Source organism: Rhodanobacter sp. FW106-PBR-R2A-1-15 (genome assembly GCF_058789735.1).
Genome location: NZ_JBYTEM010000018.1, coordinates 1 through 18,179, shown reverse-complemented (window position 1 = coordinate 18,179; position 18,179 = coordinate 1). Strand labels below are relative to the sequence as shown.

Below are 18,179 nucleotides of genomic sequence, written 5' to 3'. Positions count from 1 at the left end.
CCCTGCCTGCAGGGGGAGGTTGGGAGAGGGTAGCGCTCTTGCCTCTATCTTGAAGATCAAGAGCACCCCACCCCAACCCTCCCCTGCTGCGCAGGGGAGGGAGCAAAGGCAGCCTCGCCGCGCTCTGCAGACCCGCATGGCATCATGACCGCGACCTCATCCGCACCGCTTCTTCCTGCTCCGTGCCGCTCCCGCACCTGGCGCTGGCTGCGCGGCATCGTCATCGCCACCATCGCGTTGCTGCTCGCTGCCTTCGCCCTCGACCGCCTGTTCCCGCTGCACCTCCCCGCGCCCGACACCGGCAGCACGGTGGTGCTGGCGCGCGACGGCACGCCGCTGCGTGCGTTTGCCGACAGCGACGGCGTATGGCGCTACCCGACCACCGCGAAGCAGGTGTCGCCGCTGTACCTGCAGGCGCTGCTGAACTACGAGGACCGCTGGTTCTACCGCCACCCCGGGGTCAACCCGTATGCGCTGCTGCGCGGGCTGGGCGGCGGGCTGCGCCACGGCCGCATCGTTTCGGGCGGTTCCACGCTGAGCATGCAGGTGGCGCGGATCATCCAGCCGATTCCGCACACGTTCCGCGGCAAGCTGGTGCAGATCCTGCGCGCGCTGCAGCTGGAGGCGCACCTCAGCAAGGCGCAGATCCTCGACCTCTACCTCAACCACGCGCCGTTCGGCGGCCCGATCGAAGGCGTGGAGGCGGCCTCATGGGCGTACCTGGGCAAGCCGGCGGCGCGGCTGTCGCACGCTGAGGCGGCGCTGCTCGCCGTACTGCCGCAGTCGCCCAGCCGGCTGCGCCCGGACCGCCACGCGCAGGCGGCGCGCGCCGCGCGCGACAAGGTGCTCGGGCGCATGCGCGACCTCGGCGTGTGGAGCGTGGCCGAGGTGCGCGACGCGGCGATCGAGCCGGTGGCGGCGCGTTCGCTGCGCGCGCCGCTGTCCGCCGCGCTGTTGGCCGAGCGGCTGCACCGCGAGCAGCCGGCGGCGCGGCGCATCACCAGCACCATCGACGCGAATCTGCAGCGTGCCGCCGAGGAGCGGGTCGGCGCCTACCTGTCGCGGCTGCCGGCGCACACCTCGGCGGCGCTGCTGGTGGTGGACAACGCCACGCTGGAGGCGCGCGTCTACGTGGGCACCAGCGAGTACGCCGATCCGCAGCGGCACGGCTACGTCGACATGGTGCGCGCGCCGCGCTCACCCGGCTCCACGCTGAAGCCGTTCCTGTACGGCCTGGCGCTGGACGACGGGCTGATCCACTCGCAGAGCCTGCTGGTCGACGCGCCGCAGGATTTCGGCGGCTACAAGCCGGGCAATTTCGACGAGGCGTTCTCGGGGCCGGTCAGCGCGGCCGAGGCGCTGCAGCGCTCGCTCAACGTGCCGGCGGTGGACGTGCTGGACCGGGTCGGGCCGGGCCGCTTCGTGGCGCGGCTGGCGAACGGCGGCATCGACCTGGGCCTGCCGGACGGCGCGACGCCGAACCTGTCGATCATCCTCGGCGGCGCGTCGACCCGGCTGGAAAACCTGGTCGGCGCGTACACCGCGTTCGCCAACGGCGGCATTGCCGGCACGCCGCGTTACACGACGGAACAACCTGCGCGGCCGCGCCGGCTGCTGTCGCCCGGGGCGGCGTGGATCATCCGCGACGTGCTGGCGCACAACCCGGCCGACGTCGAGGGCGCGCCGCTGGCCGGCGCGATCAACCGGCACGAGCGGGTGGCGTGGAAGACCGGCACCAGCTACGGCTACCGTGACGCCTGGTCGCTTGGGGTTACCGACCGCTGGACGGTGGGTGTGTGGATCGGTCGTCCGGACGGCACGCCGTCGCCCGGCCAGTACGGCGCGGTGACCGCCTTGCCGCTGCTGTTCCAGATCGTCGACATGCTGCCGCAGCGCGACGCCAGCGCGCCGGCGCGGCCGGCCAGCGTGACGTCGGTCGCCATCTGCTGGCCGCTCGGCGGCACGCTCGCCGCCACCGATCCCGCGCTGTGCCGCCAGCACCGCACGGCCTGGGTGCTCGACGGCGCGTTGCCGCCGACGTTCGCCGAACGCGTGCTCGGCGCCTGGTCCGCCGGGCTGCTCACGCTGCGCGTCAACGACCAGGGCCAGCGCCTGAGCGGTGCCTGCCACGCCCGCCGCGAGCGCACGATCCGGCTGGCGCGCTGGCCCGCGCTGGCCACGCCGTGGCTGGGCGTGGACGACCGCGCCCGTTCCGCGCTGCCGCCGCTCGCGCCCGGTTGCGCCGCCGACGCACTGGACCGCGCCAGCCCGATCCGCATCAGCGGCCTCATCGACGGCGTCACCCTGCGCCGCGCGCCGAACAGCGACAAGCCGCTGCGCGTGACCCTGCGTGCGCTGGGCGCGCAGGCCGGCGTGCAATGGCTGCTCAACGGCCGCCTGCAGGGCAGCAGCGAGGCCGACGCCGCGATCGCCATCACCTTGCCGCAAGCCGGCGATTACCGCATCACCGCGGTCGCCCGCGACGGCGCCTTCGCCACCCTCACGCTGCGCGTGGTGGGGCCGCCGGCGTGAGCGCAGGCGCGGTTAAGAAAGAACTAAGCAGCAGCTTCCAGAATGGCCGCATGCATGATGCCGACCAGCCCTGTCATACCCCTACGGTGACTTCCCGCCTGCGCACGGCGTGCGCCGTCGCGCTCGCGCTGCTCGTGTCCGGCTGCGCCAGCTACGCGCCGTTGCCGCTGGGCTCGGGCGAAGGCGCGGCCGACGTGGCGCAACTGACCGCGCCCACCAGCAGGATGCCGCTGCCGTCGCTGGCGACGCATCGCTTCGATCCCGCCGACGGGCTGGACGTGACCGAGACGGCGATGCTGGCGGTGGCGAACAGCCCGCCGCTGAAGCTCAAGCGCGACGAGCTGGGCATCGCCCGCGCGCAGGCGTTCGCGGCCGGCCTGCTGCCCGATCCGCAGCTGAGTCTGGGCGAGGACTTTCCGCAGCATTCGGGTGGCGGCCTGACCACCGCGTTCAACCTCGGGCTGAGCGAGGACGTCACCGCCCTGCTGACCCGTTCGTCGCGCAAGGCAGCGGCGCGCAGCCAGGCGCAGCAGGTGAACCTCGACCTGCTGTGGGCGGAGTGGCAGACCGTGGCGCAGGCACGGCTGTTGTTCGACCAGGTGCTGAACCTGCGCGCGCAGCAGGCGCGGCTGGCCAGCGAGCAGGCCGCGCTGGAACAGGTCACCCCCTATATCCAGTCGGCGCTGGACGCCGGCAACCTCAGCTACGACAGCGCCAGCGCCGGCCTCAACGCCGCGGCCGACGTGCGCCGCCAGCTGGCCGACAACGCGGTGGCGCTGCACCAGGCCGACAGCGACCTGCACGTGCTGCTGGGACTCGCGCCGACGGCAACGCTGGACCTGGCCGGCGCACCGTACCGGGTCGCGCCGACGCCGGCGCAATTGCAGCAGGCGCTGGCCGACCTGCCGCGGCGGCGGCCGGACCTGCTGGCGCTGCAGGCCGGTTACCAGTCGCAGCAGGAGAAACTGCGCACCGCCGTGCTGGCCCAGTTTCCCGCGCTGAACATCGGCTTCAACACCGCGCGCGACACCGGCGCCGTCTACACCCGCGGTTTCACCGTCGGCATCACGCTGCCGTTGTTCGACCGCAACCGCGGCAACATCGCGATCGAGCGGGCGACCCGGCAGCAGCTCAAGGGCGACTACGAATCGCGCGTGCTGACCACGCGCAGCGACATGCAGCGACTGGCCGCCGACCTCGCCACACTGGCGCAGCACGAGCAACGCCTGGCCGCCCACACGCAGCAGTTGGACGCCGCCCGCCGCATCGCCGAGCAGTCGTGGCGGCAGGGCCTGCTGGACTGGCCGACCTGGCTGGCGATCCGCAGCCAGTCGCTGGCCGCCGACCTCGAGCTGCTCGCCGTGCAGCAGCAACAGGCCACCCAGTCGATCGCGCTGGAAGCGCTGCTCGGCAACACCGCGCTGGCCGCGCCCGGCCCCTCCGCCCCCGCACAGGCTCCCACGCCATGAACCGATTCCTGCTGTTGCCGCTGCTGTGCCTGCTGCTGGCCGCATGCGGCCACGACGCCGCCAACGAAGATGCGCCGGTCGCTGCGGGCCAGGTGCTGGTGACCGTCGCGCGGCCGCTGCAGCAGACCTTCCACGACACGGTCGAGGCCTGGGGCAGCGCGGCGGGCGATCCGCAGCGCGCGCGCGCGGTCAGTCTCGGCCATGGCGGCCAGGTGGTGGCGCTGAGCGTGGCGGCCGGGCAGAGCGTGCGCCGCGGCCAGCCGCTGCTGACGATCGCCCCCGATCCCGTCGCGCGCAGCGCGTACCTGCAGGCGCAGAGCGCGCTGGAACTGGCCAGCGGCGAGCTCAAGCGGGTCGAACAGCTGGCGGCGCAGCGGCTGGCCACGCAGTCGCAACTGGCCGCCGCGCGCAAGGCGCTGGCCGACGCGCAGGCCGCGCTGGAAGCGCAGCGCGCGCTCGGCGGCGGCAGCGCGCAGGAAATCGTGGCCGCGCCGGCCGACGGCGTGGTCGGTGTGCTCAGCGTGGGGCTGGGCGAACGCTTCGCCGCCAACGCGCCGCTGCTCGCCTTCATCCCGGCGCATGCGCTGGTGGCGCAGCTGGGCGTGCAGCCGGAGGACGGCGTGAAGCTGCGCGCCGGCATGCCGGTACAGCTGCGCGGCGTGTACGGCGACGCGGCTGCCTTCGCCGGCACCCTGCGCATGGTCGGGCAGGCGATCGACCCGCAGACCCGCCTGCTCGGCGCGCAGGTCGAGCTGCCCGCCGACGCCGGCGCGACCCTGGTGGCCGGCGCCGCGCTCGAGGCGCGCATCCGCACCGACGATTTCACCGCCTGGGCGGTGCCGCGCGCGGCCGTGCTGCACGATGCGCGCGGCGACTACCTGTTCGTGGCCGAGCAGGGCCACGCCAAGCGCGTCGAGGTGAAGCTGCGCAGCCCGGACGGCGACACCGTCGGCGTGCAGGGCCCGCTCGATGCGCAGGCGAAGGTGATCGTGCTCGGCGCCTACGAGCTCAACGACGGCGATGCGGTGCGGGAGTCAGCCAAGTGAGCATTGCCGCATGGATGCAGCAGCATCGCCGCTCGCTGCTGTTCCTTGCCCTGATGCTGGCGATCGGCGGCCTCGCCAGCGCGCTGCGGCTACCGGTGGCGCTGTTCCCGAACGTGGCGTTCCCGCGCGTGCAGGTCACCCTGGATGCCGGCGACCGCCCGGCCGACCAGATGGCGGTGCAGGTGACCACGCCGGTGGAGGAGGCGATCCGCCGCGTGCGTGGCGTGCGCGACGTGCGCTCCACCACCAGCCGCGGCAGTGCCGAGGTGGCGGTGATGTTCGACTGGGGCGCGGACATGGCCGGCGCGCTGCAGGAGGTCAATGCGGCGGCCGGGCAGATCCTGCCGCAGCTGCCCGCCGGCACCCAGCTGTCCACCCGCCGCATGGACCCGACCACCTTCCCGGTGCTGGCCTACAGCCTGCGCTCGCACGTGCAGTCGCCGAGCGCGCTGCACGACCTGGCCGAGTACCAGCTGCGCCCGCTGCTGAGCGGGATCAGCGGCGTCGCCAACGTTAACGTGCAGGGCGGCGAGGTGGCCGAATTCCACGCCGATGTCGATCCTGGCAAGCTGCGCGCGTTGAATCTGAGCCTGGGCGATGTCGCCGGCGCGGTCGGCCACGCGGCGACGATCCAAGCGATGGGCCGCGTGTCCGACCACTACAAGCTGTACCTGCTGCTGGCGAACAACCAGCCGAAGAGCCTGGCGGCGCTGCGCGCCATCGTGGTCCGCGCCGGTCCCGCCGGCGTGGTGCATCTCGGCGACGTGGCGGAAGTCAGCCTCGACCACGTGCCGCAGTGGATCCGCGTCAACGCGGATGGCCAGAACGCCGTGCTGCTGCAGGTCTACCAGCAGCCCGACGGCAACAGTGTGCAGATCGCCGCCGAGGTGAGGCAGCGGCTGGCCGACTACGCGCCGCAGATGCCGGCCGGCGTGCGGATCGCCAACTGGTACGACCAGACCCAGCTGGTGACCGGCGCCGCCACCAGCGTGCGCGACGCGATCCTGATCGGCGTGCTGCTGGCCGGGCTGGTGCTGTTCGTGTTCCTGCGCAACACGCGGGTGATCCTGGTCGCGCTGCTGGTGGTGCCGGCGGTGCTGGCGATCACCGTGCTGCTGCTGTCCGTGCTCGGCATGAGCTTCAACATGATGACGCTGGGCGGCATGGCGGCCGCGGTGGGCCTGATCATCGACGACGTGATCGTGATGCTCGAACACATCATGCGCCGGCTCAACCAGGGCGAGGGCGAAGTGCACGAACGCATCGCCGGCGCGGCCCACGAGTTCACCCGCCCGCTGACTGGCTCCAGCGCCGCCACCGTGGTGATCTTCCTGCCGCTGGCGTTCCTTTCCGGCGTCACCGGCGCGTTCTTCAAGGCGCTGTCGCTGACCATGGCCAGCGCGCTGGTGATTTCCTGGCTGCTGACCTGGGTCGCGGTACCGCTGCTGGCCGAGCGGTTCCTGGACAAGCGCCATCTGGTCGAGCATCCGCAAGGCCGCTTTACCAGGGGCATGATGCAAGGTTACCGGAACGTGCTGCAGCGCTGGCTGCGGCGGCCGCTGCTGGCGCTGCTGCTGGTGGTGCCGCTGGTGCTGGTCGGCGCAGTGGCCTACACCCGCGTCGGCACCGGCTTCATGCCTGCCATGGACGAGGGCGGCTTCATCCTCGACTACCTGTCCAAGCCCGGCACCTCGCTGGAGGAAACCGACCGCCTGCTCAACCAGGTGGAGGCGATCATCCGCGCGAATCCCAACGTGGACACCTACTCGCGGCGTACCGGCCTGCAGCTGGGCGGCGGCCTCACCGAGGCGAACCAGGGCGATTTCTTCGTGCGCCTGAAAAACGGCTCGCAACTGCCCACCGAGGAAGTCATGACCCAGGTGCGCACCGAGGTCGAGAACAAGGTGCCGGGGCTGGACATCGAGCTGTCGCAGTTGATGGAAGACCTGATCGGCGACCTGGTGGCGGTGCCGCAGCCGATCGAGGTGCAGCTGTACGGCGACGACCCGGCGCAGCTGAACGCCACCGCGGACAAGGTCGCCGGGGCGATCGGCAAGATCAGCGGGGTGGTCGGCGTGCGCAACGGCACCAATCCCGCCGGCGATGCGCTGACCGTGCAGGTCGACCCGGCCAGGGCCGCGCTGGAGGGGCTCGACCCGACCAGCGTCACCGACCAGGTGGCGGCGGCGATCGACGGCACGGTGGCGGCCCAGCTGCCGACAGGCGGCAAGGTGGTGGGCGTGCGCGTGCGTCTGCCGGAGCGTGCGCACCGGCGGCTGGAGCAGGTCGCCGCGTTGCCGATCCGCGCCGGCGACGGCCACCTGCTGCCGCTGTCGCGGGTGGCCACGCTGCGCGAGGTGCAGGGCCAGCCGCAGATCACCCGCGACAACCTGAAGCGGATGGTGGCGGTGACTGGCCGCATCAGCGGGCGCAGCCTCGGCGCCGCCATGGCCGACGTGAAGGCCGCGCTGGCCCGGCCGGGGCTGCTGCCCAAAGGCATGTACTACCAGCTCGGCGGCCTGTACCAGCAGCAGCAGCAGGCGTTCCGCGGGCTGACCATCGTGATGCTGGCGGCGATCGCGCTGGTGTTCACCCTGCTGCTGTTCCTGTACGAGAGCTTCCGCGTCGCCATCGCCATCCTGGCCATGCCGCTGCTGGCGATCCCGGCGGTGTTCGCCGCGCTGTGGCTGACCGGCATCGAGCTGAACATCTCGGCGATGATGGGCATGACGATGATCGTCGGCATCGTCACCGAGGTGGCGATCTTCTATTTCTCCGAGCTGGAGCAGGCCGCCGCCGAAGCGCCGCTGCACGAGGCCCTGCACGCGGCCGGGCAGCACCGCGCGCGGCCGATCCTGATGTCCACGCTGGCCGCGATGCTGACCCTGCTGCCGCTGGCGCTGGCCATCGGCCAGGGCTCGCAGATGCAGCAGCCGCTGGCGGTGGCGATCATCGCCGGCCTGCTGGTGCAGGTGCCGCTGGTGCTGCTGGTGATGCCGGTGCTGTACGCGCTGCTGCGCCGGCGCGATGCGGCAGCGGGCTAAGGCCGGCGTAAGCGAGCGCGTCCATGCTTGTTCCTGATGAGTTGGGCTTCAGCTGGCCGCTCCCTTCTCCCTCTGGGAGAAGGTGGCCCGTAGGGCCGGATGAGGGTTCGGGCGAAGCAACGAGTCACCGGCATGCCAAGAGTTGGGACTTCGTGCTTCGCCCGAACCCTCTCCCCAACCCCTCTCCCGCCGGGAGAGGGGCTTCAAGCAGCTGAGGCTCGGCGCCCACCAGGTGTTCGTTTGCCCTCTCTTTCTATCAAAGGTGCCGACCATGCCGCGACCGATCCGCAAGCTGCTGCCCGCTGCGCTGCTGGCGCTGGCGGTGCTTCCCCTGGCTGCCGCGTCGGCGGCATCGCCGCCGGCTCCGCAGCTGCTCTCGCGGTTGGCGCTGGGTGGACCGGGCGGCTGGGATTACCTGGCGTTCGATGCGCCCAGTCGCCATCTGTTCGTCAGCCGCGGCGACCGCGTGCTGGTGGTCGACGTCGACAGCGGCAAGCAGATCGGCACGATCCCCGGCACCGCGGGCGTGCACGGCATCGCGCTCGCCGACGAGCTGCACCGTGGTTTCGTCAGTGACGGCGCGAGCGCGTCGGTGACGGTGTTCGACCTGGCCTCGCTGAAGACCGTGGCGACGATCACCGGCACCGGCCAGAACCCCGATGCGGTCCTCTACGACGGCGCCTCGCATCACGTGCTGACCTTCAATGGCCACAGCGCCAGCGCCAGCGTGATCGACCCGGCGAAGAACGCGGTGGTCGGCAGCATCGCGTTGCCCGGCAAGCCGGAGTTCGCGGTGGCCGATGGCAGCGGCCGCGTCTACGTGAACATCGAGGACAAGTCCGAGCTGGTGCAGCTGGATTCGCTCCAGGACAAGCTGCTGCAGACCTGGCCGCTGGCGCCGTGCGAATCGCCCAGCGGGCTGGCCCTGGACCATGCGCACCATCGCCTGTTCGCGGTATGCGACAACCGCACGATGACGGTGCTCGATGCGGTGGACGGCCATCACGTGGCCGACGTGCCGATCGGCGACGGCCCGGACGCGGTGGTGTTCGACGGGGCCGAGGCGATGATCTACAGCGCCAATGGCCAGAGCGGCACGATCACCGCGGTGCACGAGGACGACCCGGACCATTACACGGTAACGGCGACGGTGCCCACCCAGGCGAGTGCGCGCACGCTCGCGCTGGATGCGAAGCTGCACCGGCTGTATCTCTCCGCCGCGCGGCTGGGTGCCACCCGTCAGGCCAACGGTCGCCGCCCGATCGAGCCGGACAGCTTCGCCGTGCTCACCGTCGGACGGCCCTGAGAACCTATCGCTAGCCTTGCTGTAGGAGCCCGCTGGCGGGCGATGCTCTTGTGCCGGGATTCGGGATTAGGGATTCGGGATTCGGGATTCGGAAGAGCTGCCATGCGCGACGCTCTGCTTTTTTCGAATCCCGAATCCCAGCTTCAAAAGCATCGCCCGCTGGCGGGCTCCTACAAGTGGTGAGTCAGGCTTCCTACGGGCGGAGGTCAGGCAGCGGGATCACCACCTGTACGCGCAGGCCGCTGCCGTAGGGCGAGTCGAGCAGCTCGATGGCGGCGCCGTGCAGCTGCGCCGCGCGCTGCACGATCGACAGGCCCAGCCCGTAGCCGTCGCCGCGGCTGCCGCTTTCACGCTGGAAGCGGGCGAACACGCTGGCGCGGCGCTCCGCCGGAATGCCGGGGCCGTCGTCGATCACGTCGATCAGCGCGGCGTGTTCGCCACGCTCGATCGACAGCTGCACCTGGCCGCCGGCGGGTACGTGGCGCAGCGCGTTTTCGAGCAGGTTGCGCAGCAGCGCGGCCAGCGCCGCCTCGTAGCCGTGCACCAGCAGCCGTGGCTCCAGCCGCGCCACGCTCAGCTCGACGCCGCTCTCGGCGATCACCGGCGCGAGTTCCTCCAGCACGCCCGTCGCCACCGCGGTCAGGTCGACGCGCATGCGCTGGCCCGACGCCGCACCGGCTTCCAGCCGGGCCAGCGCCAGCAGCTGTTCGACCCGCCGGGCCAGCTCGGCGATGACGTGCTGGGCACTGCCGAGCGCAAGCTCCACCTCGGCCGGGTCGGCGCTGGCCATCGCGTTCTCCAGGTTGATCATCGCCGAGGCCAGCGGCGTGCGCAGTTCGTGCGCCACGTCGGCGCTGAAGCGGCGCTCGCGCTCCAGCGCATCCTCCAGCCGGGTGAGTTGTTCGTTCAGTGCCGCCAGCACCGGCTGCAGTTCCAGCGGCGCGTCGCGCAGCAGCACCGGCTCGTGGCTGCCCGGCTCCCGCGACGACAACGCGCGGGTCAGCGCTTCGAGCGGGCGCAGCCCGCGGCGTATCGCCCAGCCCACCAGCAGGGCCAGTAGCGGCAGCCCGACCAGCAGCGGCAGGCTGTGCTCCAGCCATACCGCGTGCATGATCTCGTCGCGGCTGTCGTAGCGCTCGCCGGTGCGGATCACCACGCGGCTCGCCGCGTCGTGCAGGGTGAACACGCGCCAGCGGTACGTTCCCAACCATACGTCCTGGAAATCCGCGTCGCCGGCCTGCGGCGGCGGCATGCCGGCGAGGTTGGCGGTGGCCAGCACCAGGCGGCCGCCGGGTTCGAACACCTGGAAGCCGACCTCGGATTCGTAGGTATAGCGTTGCCGCGGCGGGCTGCCGATGAGGCCGGCCTCGATCGGCACCAGCACGCGGTCGGGGTCGCGGTGCTGCAGCGCCTCCAGGTCGGCCTGTGCGACCAGCACCTGCAGCGTGCGCGCCGACTGCGCCAGCCGGCCGTCGGAGAGTTCGCCCACTTCGCGGGCGGTGCGCTTGAAGCTGAGCACGCCCAGCGGCAGCAGCACCGCGGCCAGCACCACGATGACCAGCCAGCGCAGCCGGCCGTGCAGGCTCGCCGACTTCAGCGGGTTCGCCCACTTCATTGCGGCTCCCGCGGGATCATGTAGCCGAAGCCGCGCACGGTCTGGATGGTGTCGAAGCTCAGCTTGCGGCGCAGCGTGTGCACCAGCACCTCCAGCGCGCTGGAGCCGACCATGTTGTCCAGTCCGTACAGCGAGTTCTCCAGGTTCTCGCGGCGCACCAGCCGGCCGGCGCGTTCCATCAGGATCTGCAGCAGGGCGAATTCGCGCTTGGTCAGCTCGACCCGCTCGCCGCGGAAGCTCACCTCGGAGGTGCCGAGGTCCAGGCTCAGCGCACCGGCCTCGATGCGGTTCGCCGCCAGGCCCTGCGCGCGGCGGGTCAGCGAGCGGATGCGCGCGGCCAGCTCGTCCACGTGGAACGGTTTCACCAGGTAGTCGTCGGCGCCGGCATCGAGGCCGCGCACGCGGTCGTCCAGCCCGTCGCGCGCGGTCATCACGATCACCGGGGTCCTGATGTGCGTGCGGCGGGTCTCAACCAGCACGTCGAGCCCGTCCTTGCCGGGCAGGCCGAGGTCGAGCAGCACCAGGTCGGCGGTCTGGTCGCGCAGCGCGAGCAGCGCCGCGCGGCCGTCGCGCAGCCAGCTGACCGTATAGGCGAGGCGTTCCAGCGCGCGCTGGATCGCCGCGCCGAGCTGGGGGTCGTCTTCCACCAGGATGATGTGCACCGACAGGCTCCTTCGCACGGCCCGCGAGCCGCCGCCCGATTATCCGGCGATCGGCTTGCAAAGTGCTGAGATCGCGGGCCGGCGCGGCGGATTTGCCCGCCACTCGGCCCGGCCTATAGAATCGGGCGAAGCGACGTGGAGTCATTCGGGCTGCCGCAACGGCGGCCCGCGATACCGCGACTTGCAGGCGTTCCATCCGCTGAAGTGCGCGGACGCTCATGAAAAGGCCAGGGTGCGATGCCCCGGTTTTTCTGCCGGAGACACCACCGACAATCTTTCGAGCGAGCACCGCGACTGATGCCTGACGCCATCCTGCCAAGCACCATCCTCGCCCTGCCGTTCGTCGCCGCGCTGTGGCTGTTGCGCCCGCGCGGCCGCCGCGTGGCGGTGTGGCTGATGACCGCCACTGCGCTGCTCGGCCTGCTGCTGTCGCTGTGGCTGTACCCGGCCATCGCCGGCGGCGACGCCCTGCGCCAGGTGATTGCGTGGGCGCCCGGGCTGGGCCTGGACCTGGTGCTGCGGGTGGATGGCTTCGCCTGGCTGTTCATGCTGCTGATCTGCGGCATCGGCGCGCTGGTGGGCATCTACGCCCGCTACTACATGCCGGCGGACGATCCGCTGGCGCACTTCTACGCGCTGCTGCTGGCCTTCATGGGTTCGATGCTGGGCATCGTGATGTCCGGCAACGTGGTGCAGCTGGTGTTCTTCTGGGAACTGACCAGCCTGTTCTCGTTCCTGCTGATCGGCTACTGGCACCACGGCGTCTCGGCCCGCGACGGCGCGCGGATGGCGCTGGTGGTCACCTCCGGCGGCGGCCTGTGCCTGCTCGCCGGCATGCTGCTGCTGGGTCATATCGCGGGCAGTTACGACCTCGACACGATCCTCGCCGCGGGCGATGCGGTGCGCACGCATGCGCTGTACCTGCCCACGCTGCTGCTGATCCTGCTCGGCGCGTTCACCAAGAGCGCGCAGTTCCCGTTCCATTTCTGGCTGCCGCAGGCGATGTCGGCGCCCACGCCGGTATCGGCCTACCTGCATTCGGCCACCATGGTGAAGGCCGGCGTGTTCCTGCTGGTGCGCTTCTGGCCGGTGCTGGGCGGCACCGACGCGTGGTTCTGGATCGTCGGCGGCACCGGCCTGGTCACGCTGGTGCTGGGTGCGTACGCGGCGATGTTCGAGCAGGACCTGAAAGGCGTGCTGGCCTATTCGACGATCAGCCACCTCGGCCTGATCACCATGCTGGTCGGCCTGGGCAGCGCGCTGGGCGTGGTCGCCGCGATCTTCCACATCGTCAACCACGCCACCTTCAAGGCCTCGCTGTTCATGGCCGCCGGCGCGGTCGATCACGAGGCCGGCACGCGCGACCTGCGCAAGCTCGGCGGGTTGCGCCGCTTCATGCCGGTCACTGCGACGCTGGCGCTGATCGCCGGTGCGGCGATGGCCGGGGTGCCGCTGCTGAACGGTTTCCTGTCGAAGGAGATGTTCTTCGCCGAGACGCTGGCCGCGCGCCAGGGGCCGCTGCTCAACGCGATTTCGGTGGTGCTCGCGGTGGCCGCCAGCGCGTTCGGCGTGACCTATTCGATCCGTTTCGTGCGTGGCGTGTTCTTCGGCCGCGTACCCGCCACCTTGCCGCGGGAGCCGCACGAGCCGCCGCTGTGGATGCGCGTGCCGATCGGCCTGCTGGCGCTGGCCTGCCTGCTGGTGGGCATGCTGCCGGCGCGGGTGATCGGCCCGTCGCTGCGCGCGGCGGCCAGCGCGGTGCTGGGCGCCGGCCAGCTGCCGGAGTACAGCCTGGCGGTGTGGCATGGCGTGACCACGCCGCTGCTGATGAGCGTGCTCGCATTCGTCGCCGGCTGCCTGCTGTTCGTCAGCCTGCGCCGGCGCTTCGCCGCGCTGGAGACGGCGCCGCTGACCGGGCGATTCAGCGGCAAGCGCATCTTCGAGCGGGTGATGGCGGTGGTCGCGGCGGACCTGCCGCAGCGGATCGAGCGCCGCTACCCGAGCCGCCGGCTGCAGCCGCAGCTGCTGCTGATCGTGCTGCTGGCACTGGTCGCCGGCACGCTGGCGGCCACCAGCGCGCCGTTCGGCTTCCAGCCGCGCTGGTCCAGCGTGGACCCGGCGTTCGCCTTGCTGTGGCTGCTCGGCGCGGCCTGCGCGATCGGCGCGGCAAGCCAGGCCAAGTTCCACCGCCTCGCCGCGCTGGTGCTCACCGGCGGTGCGGGGCTGGTGTCGTGCGTGAGCTTCGTGTGGCTGTCGGCGCCGGACCTGGCGGCGACCCAGCTGCTGATCGAGGTGGTCACCACCATCCTGATCCTGCTTGGCCTGCGCTGGCTGCCCAAGCGCATCGAGGGGCTGGCGGCGGAGAGCCGCACGCACCGCTTCCGGCGCCGCCGCGACATGGTCATCGCAACGGCGGTGGGCTTGGGCGTGGCCAGCCTGGCGTATGCGGCGATGATGCATCCGGTGGCCGACTCGATCTCGCGCTTCTTCCTCGAACGGGCGTACGCCGAAGGCGGCGGCCACAACGTGGTCAACGTGATCCTGGTTGATTTCCGCGGCTTCGACACGCTGGGCGAGATCAGCGTGCTGGCGATCGTGGCGCTGACCGTGTTCGCCCTGCTGCGCCGCTTCCGCCCCGCCGCCGAAAGCATCAACGCGCCGGCGCAGCAGCGCCTGCAGACGGCGCTGGGGGCGAGCGGACCCGGTCGCGCCGCGGATCATTCGCTGACCGACTACCTGATGATCCCCGGCCTGATCATCCAGCTGATGTCGCCGGTAATCGTGCTGTTCGGCCTGCACCTGTTCCTGCGTGGGCACGACCTGCCGGGCGGTGGCTTCGTGGCCGGCATCACCGTGTCGGTGGCGCTGATCCTTTTGTACATGGCGCGCGGCGCGCGCTGGGTGGAGGCGCATCTGCGCGTGCTGCCGGTGCGCTGGATCGGGCTGGGCCTGCTGCTGGCGGCCGGCACCGGGCTGGGCTCGCTGGCGTTTGGCCGTCCATTCCTCACCTCGTATTTCCGCCACGTCGAGCTGCTGGTGCTGGGCGAGCTGCCGCTGGCCTCGGCGGTGCTGTTCGACCTGGGCGTGTTCGTGGTGGTGGTGGGCGCCACCACGCTGATGCTGATCGCGCTGGCGCACCAGTCGCTGCGTCGCCCGCGCCAGCCGGCGGCTCCGGCGGAAGGGGAGGGCTGATGGAACTGGTGCTTGCCGCTTCGATCGGAATACTTGCCGCCTCCGGCGTGTGGTTGCTGCTGCGTCCGCGCACGTTCCAGGTGATCATCGGACTGACCCTGATCTCCTACGCCGTTAACCTGTTCATCTTCTCCATCGGCGGTTTGCGCACCGGCGCCGATCCGGTGCTGCGCGACGCGGCCGGCGACATTGCACAGTACGCGGACCCGTTGCCGCAGGCGCTGGTGCTCACCGCGATCGTCATTGGTTTTGCCACCACCGCGCTGTTCCTGGTGGTGCTGCTGACCTCGCGCGGGCTGACCGGCAACGACCACGTCGACGGCGAGGACGGCAGCGCATGAACCATCTGGTGATCGCGCCCATCGTCACGCCGCTGCTGATCGCCGCGCTGCAGCTGCTGGTGGGCGAGAAGCACCGGCGCACGGTGCTGGCGCTCAGCGTCGCCTCGTGCAGCGCGCTGGTGCTGCTGGCCGCGGCGCTGATGCATGCGGTGGCTGGTGAAGGTGCGCTGGCCGCGGTGTACCGCATCGGCGACTGGCCGGCGCGCTTCGGCATCGTGCTGGTGGCCGACCGGTTGTCGGCGCTGATGGTGCTGCTGAACGGCGTGCTGGCGCTGGCGCTGCTGCCGTACGCGCTGGGCCGCTGGCAGCATCGCGGCGGCCACTTCCAGCCGCTGCTGCAGTTCCTGCTGATGGGCCTGAACGGCGCCTTCCTCACCGGCGACCTGTTCAACCTGTTCGTGTTCTTCGAGGTGCTGCTGGCGGCGTCCTACGGCCTCGCCCTGCACGGCTCGGGCGCGCGGCGGGTCAGTGCGGGGCTGCACTACATCGCGGTGAACCTGACCGCCTCGATGCTGTTCCTGCTCGGCGTCAGCCTGATCTTCGGCGTTACCGGCACGCTGAACATGGCCGCGCTGGCCGAGCTGATCCCGCACGTGCCCGAGCGCACCCGCGCGCTGCTGCACGCGGGCGCGGCGCTGCTCGGCGTGGCGTTCCTGATCAAGACCGCGATGTGGCCGCTGGGCTTCTGGCTGCCGCGCACCTATGCGGCGGCGTCGCCGGCGGTGGCGGCGATGTTTGCGCTGATGACCAAGGTCGGCATCTACGTGCTGCTGAGGCTCGGCCTGCTGCTGTTCGGCGATGGCGCCGGTCCGGCGTCGGCCCACTTCGGCAGCGGCTGGATGCTGTGGGGCGGCGTGGCCACCGTGGTTGCCGGCACCGTCGGCATGCTCGGCGCGCGCGACCTGGCCAAGCTGGCCGGCTACAACGTGCTGCTCTCCTCCGGCACCCTGCTCGGCGCGATCGGCCTGCAGCAGCCGGCGGTGACCACCGGCGCGCTGGCCTACCTGGTGGTCTCCACGCTGGCGATCGCCGCGTTCTTCCTGCTCGCCGGCCTGCTCGCCTCCGACGGCGACGACGACACCGACGACACGCTGAGCCTGGAGCCGTACGAGCAGCCGGGCGAACCCGCCACCAACGAAAGCCTGTACGCGCAGGAGGACGAGAGCCGGGTGGTGATCTCCGCGCCGATCGCCATGCTCGGCGCCAGCTTCCTCGCCTGCGCGCTGCTGCTGGCCGGGCTGCCGCCGCTGTCGGGTTTCCTCGCCAAGCTGGCCATGCTGACGCCGATGCTGGAAGCCGGCGCGCGGCCTGGCGCGGGGCTGCTGTTCGCGCTGATCATTGTGGCCGGCTTCTGCACGGTGATCGCGCTGTGCCGCGCCGGCATCCAGATTTTCTGGGTCGAGCCGGAGCGGATCTTCCCGAAGGTAAGGCTGGTGGAGAGCGCCTCCATCGCAGTGCTGCTCGGCCTGTGCCTGCTGCTGACCGTGCTGGTCGAGGCGCCGCTGCGCTATCTGCGCGACACCGCCGGCCAGCTGCATGCGCCGGCCGGCTACATCCACGCAGTGCTGCCGCCGGCGCAGGTGCCGCCATGATCCGCCGCTGGCTGCCGTACCCGATCCTGTCCGCGCTGCTGCTGCTGATCTGGCTGCTGCTGAGCCAGAGCGTCGCGCCCGGCACGATCCTGCTCGGCGCGCTGCTGGGCATCTCGCTGGGGAAGATGTTCGGCCTGCTGCGTCCGCCGAAGGCGCAGCTGCGCAACTACCCGCTGCTCGGCGGGCTGTTCCTGCGCGTGGTGCTGGACATCTTCCGCTCGAACCTGGCGGTGGGCCGGCTGATCCTGCGTCGCGACCGCCGCGCGCGCTCCGGCTTCGTGGCGATCCCGCTGCAGCTCACCGATCGCCACGGCCTCGCCGTGCTGGCGTGCATCATCACCTCCACGCCGGGCACCATCTGGGTCAGCTACGACCCGAGCGCGAACATCCTGCTGATCCACGTGCTGGATCTGGTCGACGAGGCGGGCTGGATCGACACCATCAAGCAGCGCTACGAACGCCCCCTGCTGGAGATCTTCCAATGAGCCACGGCCTGCTCACCGCCGCCGTCATCGCCGCGCAGATCCTGCTGCTGCTGGCGATGAGCTTCTCGATCATCCGCATGGTGCGCGGCCCGCGCGCGCAGGACCGCGTGCTGGCGCTGGACGCGCTGTACGTCAACGCGATGCTGCTGCTGCTCACCATCGGCATCCGCAGCGGCAGCCTGCTCTACGTCGAGGCCGGGCTGATCATCGCGCTGCTCGGCTTCGCCGGCACGGTGGCACTGTCGAAATTCCTGATGCGTGGGCAGGTGATCGAATGAGCCCTCTCGACGCGCTGCCGCCGTGGGCGGCGATCCTGGTCGCCGTGTTCGTCATGCTGGGCGCGCTGTTCGCCTTCGTCGGCTCGCTCGGCCTGCTGCGTCTGAAGAACTTCTACCAGCGCGTGCACGCGCCGACCCTGGGCACCACTCTGGGCACATTCTTCATGCTGGCCGGCTCGATCACCTGCTTCTCGGTGCTGCACGGCCGGCCGATCTTCTACGAGATCCTGATCGGCGTGTTTCTCACCCTGACCACCCCGATCACCCTGATGCTGCTGGTACGCGCCGCGCTGTACCGCGACCGCGAGGAAGGCTCGGCGGACGTGCCGCAGGCGCAGCTGCACGAATAGCCAGGGTCAGGATGGATGGCATCCGTCCTTGACCGGCCTGGCCACCTCATGCCGTTGAGTCGGCCTGTAGTCAGCAGGGAAGCCCGTTCGTCCTGAGCGCGGTGCAGCGAAGTCTATGAACCATGCCAGTCGCTGCGGTTTATGCGACGACTCATACCAACTTGCGTTCAATAAACTAGATATACTCTTGCCATCGCCTGGAAGGGAGATGGCAAGTGAAGACACTGATCGGCAACGACAAGGCCACGGTGAAGCGACTGGCGGAGC

General features: G+C 70.9%; 13 protein-coding genes. 11 read left to right on the top strand and 2 right to left on the bottom strand.

Translation table 11 applies throughout. From position 1 onward, the window contains the following. The first annotated feature begins 144 nt into the window (after positions 1 to 144). The 5 genes from pbpC to AC3WTD_RS10670 all read left to right on the top strand — a co-directional run bounded on the left by pbpC (position 145) and on the right by AC3WTD_RS10670 (position 9,397). Positions 145 to 2,532 carry a penicillin-binding protein 1C gene (pbpC, locus tag AC3WTD_RS10690; protein ID WP_492613785.1) on the top strand — a complete coding sequence of 796 codons (2,388 nt, stop codon included), beginning with the start codon at positions 145 to 147 and terminating at the stop codon, positions 2,530 to 2,532. Positions 2,533 to 2,582: 50 nt separating this feature from the next. Continuing rightward, positions 2,583 to 4,001 carry a TolC family protein gene (locus tag AC3WTD_RS10685; RefSeq protein WP_492613784.1) on the top strand — a complete coding sequence of 473 codons (1,419 nt, stop codon included), beginning with the start codon at positions 2,583 to 2,585 and terminating at the stop codon, positions 3,999 to 4,001. Beyond that, positions 3,998 to 5,047, top strand: coding sequence for an efflux RND transporter periplasmic adaptor subunit (locus AC3WTD_RS10680; protein WP_492613783.1), 1,050 nt, complete (start codon positions 3,998 to 4,000; stop codon positions 5,045 to 5,047). Before AC3WTD_RS10685 ends, AC3WTD_RS10680 begins: the two co-directional genes overlap by 4 nt. After that, positions 5,044 to 8,091, top strand: a complete 3,048-nt coding sequence (locus AC3WTD_RS10675) for an efflux RND transporter permease subunit (RefSeq protein WP_027493701.1) — start codon at positions 5,044 to 5,046, stop codon at positions 8,089 to 8,091. The genes AC3WTD_RS10680 and AC3WTD_RS10675 overlap by 4 nt, the downstream gene beginning before the upstream one ends. Positions 8,092 to 8,362: 271 nt before the next feature. Then, positions 8,363 to 9,397, top strand: coding sequence for a YncE family protein (locus AC3WTD_RS10670; RefSeq protein WP_492613782.1), 1,035 nt, complete (start codon positions 8,363 to 8,365; stop codon positions 9,395 to 9,397). A gap of 193 nt (positions 9,398 to 9,590) precedes the next feature. Here the strand turns inward: AC3WTD_RS10670 and AC3WTD_RS10665 are convergent, their stop codons facing one another. Then, a complete protein-coding gene (locus tag AC3WTD_RS10665; RefSeq protein WP_027493699.1) occupies positions 9,591 to 11,012 on the bottom strand; it encodes a sensor histidine kinase in 1,422 nt (473 codons plus the stop codon). Further along, the gene (locus AC3WTD_RS10660; RefSeq protein ID WP_008433262.1) at positions 11,009 to 11,674 is read right to left on the bottom strand and encodes a response regulator; all 666 of its coding nucleotides are present in this window, start codon (positions 11,672 to 11,674) and stop codon (positions 11,009 to 11,011) included. Before AC3WTD_RS10660 ends, AC3WTD_RS10665 begins: the two co-directional genes overlap by 4 nt. Before the next feature lie 297 nt (positions 11,675 to 11,971). On the opposite strand from AC3WTD_RS10660, the gene AC3WTD_RS10655 reads away from it, so the two are divergent. The 6 genes from AC3WTD_RS10655 to mnhG are packed head-to-tail and all read left to right on the top strand — an operon-like array spanning position 11,972 to position 17,912. Continuing rightward, positions 11,972 to 14,866 (top strand): monovalent cation/H+ antiporter subunit A, encoded by a 2,895-nt coding sequence (locus AC3WTD_RS10655; RefSeq protein ID WP_492613781.1) that lies wholly within the window; start codon positions 11,972 to 11,974, stop codon positions 14,864 to 14,866. Continuing rightward, on the top strand, positions 14,866 to 15,207 hold the full coding sequence (locus AC3WTD_RS10650; protein ID WP_027493696.1) for a Na+/H+ antiporter subunit C: 342 nt from the start codon (positions 14,866 to 14,868) through the stop codon (positions 15,205 to 15,207). The genes AC3WTD_RS10655 and AC3WTD_RS10650 overlap by 1 nt, the downstream gene beginning before the upstream one ends. Beyond that, positions 15,204 to 16,799: a monovalent cation/H+ antiporter subunit D gene (locus AC3WTD_RS10645; RefSeq protein WP_492613780.1), complete on the top strand. Its 1,596-nt coding sequence runs from the start codon at positions 15,204 to 15,206 to the stop codon at positions 16,797 to 16,799. The genes AC3WTD_RS10650 and AC3WTD_RS10645 overlap by 4 nt, the downstream gene beginning before the upstream one ends. After that, positions 16,796 to 17,284, top strand: a complete 489-nt coding sequence (locus AC3WTD_RS10640; RefSeq protein WP_492613779.1) for a Na+/H+ antiporter subunit E — start codon at positions 16,796 to 16,798, stop codon at positions 17,282 to 17,284. Before AC3WTD_RS10645 ends, AC3WTD_RS10640 begins: the two co-directional genes overlap by 4 nt. Beyond that, complete coding sequence (locus AC3WTD_RS10635; RefSeq protein ID WP_492613778.1) at positions 17,281 to 17,562, top strand: K+/H+ antiporter subunit F; 282 nt, start codon at positions 17,281 to 17,283, stop codon at positions 17,560 to 17,562. Before AC3WTD_RS10640 ends, AC3WTD_RS10635 begins: the two co-directional genes overlap by 4 nt. Beyond that, entirely contained in the window at positions 17,559 to 17,912 is a 354-nt protein-coding gene (mnhG, locus tag AC3WTD_RS10630; protein ID WP_492613777.1) for a monovalent cation/H(+) antiporter subunit G, read from the top strand. Before AC3WTD_RS10635 ends, mnhG begins: the two co-directional genes overlap by 4 nt. Positions 17,913 to 18,179: the final 267 nt, after the last annotated feature.

What these genes read in the sequence shown, in the direction of transcription:
- pbpC (WP_492613785.1), top strand. Translation starts at nt 145, where the DNA reads ATGACCGCGACCTCATCCGCACCGCTTCTTCCTGCTCCGTGCCGCTCC.
- AC3WTD_RS10685 (WP_492613784.1), top strand. Translation starts at nt 2,583, where the DNA reads ATGCATGATGCCGACCAGCCCTGTCATACCCCTACGGTGACTTCCCGC.
- AC3WTD_RS10680 (WP_492613783.1), top strand. Translation starts at nt 3,998, where the DNA reads ATGAACCGATTCCTGCTGTTGCCGCTGCTGTGCCTGCTGCTGGCCGCA.
- AC3WTD_RS10670 (WP_492613782.1), top strand. Translation starts at nt 8,363, where the DNA reads ATGCCGCGACCGATCCGCAAGCTGCTGCCCGCTGCGCTGCTGGCGCTG.
- AC3WTD_RS10665 (WP_027493699.1), bottom strand. Translation starts at nt 11,012, where the DNA reads ATGAAGTGGGCGAACCCGCTGAAGTCGGCGAGCCTGCACGGCCGGCTG.
- AC3WTD_RS10655 (WP_492613781.1), top strand. Translation starts at nt 11,972, where the DNA reads ATGCCTGACGCCATCCTGCCAAGCACCATCCTCGCCCTGCCGTTCGTC.
- AC3WTD_RS10650 (WP_027493696.1), top strand. Translation starts at nt 14,866, where the DNA reads ATGGAACTGGTGCTTGCCGCTTCGATCGGAATACTTGCCGCCTCCGGC.
- AC3WTD_RS10645 (WP_492613780.1), top strand. Translation starts at nt 15,204, where the DNA reads ATGAACCATCTGGTGATCGCGCCCATCGTCACGCCGCTGCTGATCGCC.
- AC3WTD_RS10640 (WP_492613779.1), top strand. Translation starts at nt 16,796, where the DNA reads ATGATCCGCCGCTGGCTGCCGTACCCGATCCTGTCCGCGCTGCTGCTG.
- AC3WTD_RS10635 (WP_492613778.1), top strand. Translation starts at nt 17,281, where the DNA reads ATGAGCCACGGCCTGCTCACCGCCGCCGTCATCGCCGCGCAGATCCTG.
- mnhG (WP_492613777.1), top strand. Translation starts at nt 17,559, where the DNA reads ATGAGCCCTCTCGACGCGCTGCCGCCGTGGGCGGCGATCCTGGTCGCC.